Annotated in this window: 2 protein-coding genes; both read right to left on the bottom strand. The window is 41.2% G+C overall.

The features are described from left to right. Positions 1-51: 51 nt before the first annotated feature. A complete protein-coding gene (gene istB, locus ACYVIL_RS20525) occupies positions 52-825 on the bottom strand; it encodes an IS21-like element helper ATPase IstB (RefSeq protein WP_460314628.1) in 774 nt (257 codons plus the stop codon). Next, positions 822-1,862, bottom strand: a complete 1,041-nt coding sequence (gene istA, locus ACYVIL_RS20520) for an IS21 family transposase (protein ID WP_460314626.1) — start codon at positions 1,860-1,862, stop codon at positions 822-824. The genes istB and istA overlap by 4 nt, the downstream gene beginning before the upstream one ends. Positions 1,863-1,948 lie beyond the last annotated feature (86 nt).

Genomic DNA, 1,948 nt, shown 5'->3' with positions numbered 1-1,948 from the left:
TGTCAACATCAATTGAAAACTGATCCACTCGATCAATTTAAATGTGATCCACTACTTGGTTGTTTTTTCCATTAAACCTGCTTGTTTCTTTTCTTTAATTCGATAACTTTCTCCTTTAATTTGAATAATATGTGAATGGTGTAAAACTCTATCAAGCATTGCCGACGTCAGTGCAATGTCATTTGCAAACACTTGACCCCATTGTCCAAATGGTAAATTGCTAGTAAAAATAACAGAGCCTTTTTCATAACGTTTGGCAACCACATCGAACAGCATCTTGGATTCTTGTGCATTGAATGGGAGATATCCAATTTCATCGATAATCAGTAGTTTAGGTGCTTGAACGGCACGTTGTATGTGACTTTTATATTTGTCTTGGCGCTGCGCTGTAAGTAAATTTAAGATGAGATCTGACGCACTGATAAATCGAGTTTTAATACCTGCCTGCACAGCTTTATAGCCTAAAGCGATGGCTAAGTGTGTTTTACCAACACCACTAGGTCCAAGCATAACGACATTTTCCTGTCGCTCTATAAATGACAAGGAAGCCAGTTCATTTACCTGTTTTTTCGGGACGCCAGTGGCAAAGCTATAATCAAACTCGTCTAACGTTTTGACACTCGGAAACCCCGCCATGCGAGTATAAAGACTTTGTTTCCGTTGATGTCTGGATGACTCTTCACAAGACAGTATGCGTTCTAAAAAGGTGAGGTAATCCCATTCTTCTTTTGCTGCCTGTTGAGCCACATCGGTGGCACTGCATTCAACACCTGGAAGGCTGAGTATCTCTGTCAGCGCGCTAATACGGGACAATTGTAGATTCATACTCTTGCCTCGACTAATGCATCATACATATCAAGACTGTGGTGCAATGGCTTTGTGTCGATTAAGTGATGTGACGCTAACCCCATTGTCATGGTCTTATCTGATTGTGTTACAGGAGCAATATTAGGCGGTAATTCTTTAAGGTAAGATCGCTCTTGTACCAAGCGTTCTGCGGGTGTTTGCTTCGTGGTGTTATGAATACGTTGGTGTGCAACCGTTTCTAACCATCGCTTAACCTCATAATTAGCTGTGGCAATATCTAGGGTTTCATTCGTTTGAGCCAATTTTGTACTTAATGGTCGATAAAAATTATCCCTAACATAACGCACCATACGCTCTACTTTACCTTTTGTTTGAGGACGGTAGGGTTGGCAAAGTTTTGGGATGAAGCCCATACTTTTAGCAAACTGGTAAAAGGGTTGATGCAATTTATGACTCCCTTCACCATAAGCGTGACGCTCAATGACAACGGTTTTCATGTTGTCGTACCAGACTTCTTGGGGAATACCTTGGAAATACTCAAACGTGACGCGATGGCAGTATTCGAGTGTTTCGTACCGCATATTATCGGTAAATACGACAAACATTCCTCGGCTGAAGCCTAAAATACCAATGAATACATGAAGCGGTCTTTTACCATTCTTCATGGTGCCCCAGTCAACTTGCATTTGTTTACCTGGCGAGGTTTCAAATCGAACGATAGGAGCTATTTCTTGTTGGCCTCTATATTGATTTAAGTATTGCCACAACAGTGACTGGCTGCCTTTGTAGCCTAATTCTTTAATCTCCCGATGCAATACGACACCTGATAAATGAACGGGTGCAGCTTGCGCAATACGTGAGTGGAGATACGATTTAAAGGGGTTAAGTTTCGACGTTTTCTTACCTCGCGTCTTATATTTTGGCTCGACCCAATCCATCTTGAGATAGCGTTTGACTGTGTTGCGCGAAATTCCTAACTCTCTAGCGATCTTTCGTTGCGACATGCCTTGCTCGAATAAAATCTGAATTTTCATTAACTCTTCCTTTGTGATCATAGGCATCTCTCAAAAGACACCTAGTTTGATACAAATGGATCAGAATTCAATTGATCAAGTGGCTCAGTTTTACATTGTGGTTAACA

The sequence above is a fragment of the Aliiglaciecola aliphaticivorans genome, assembly GCF_054782055.1.
This window is presented reverse-complemented; position numbering and strand designations above follow the sequence as displayed.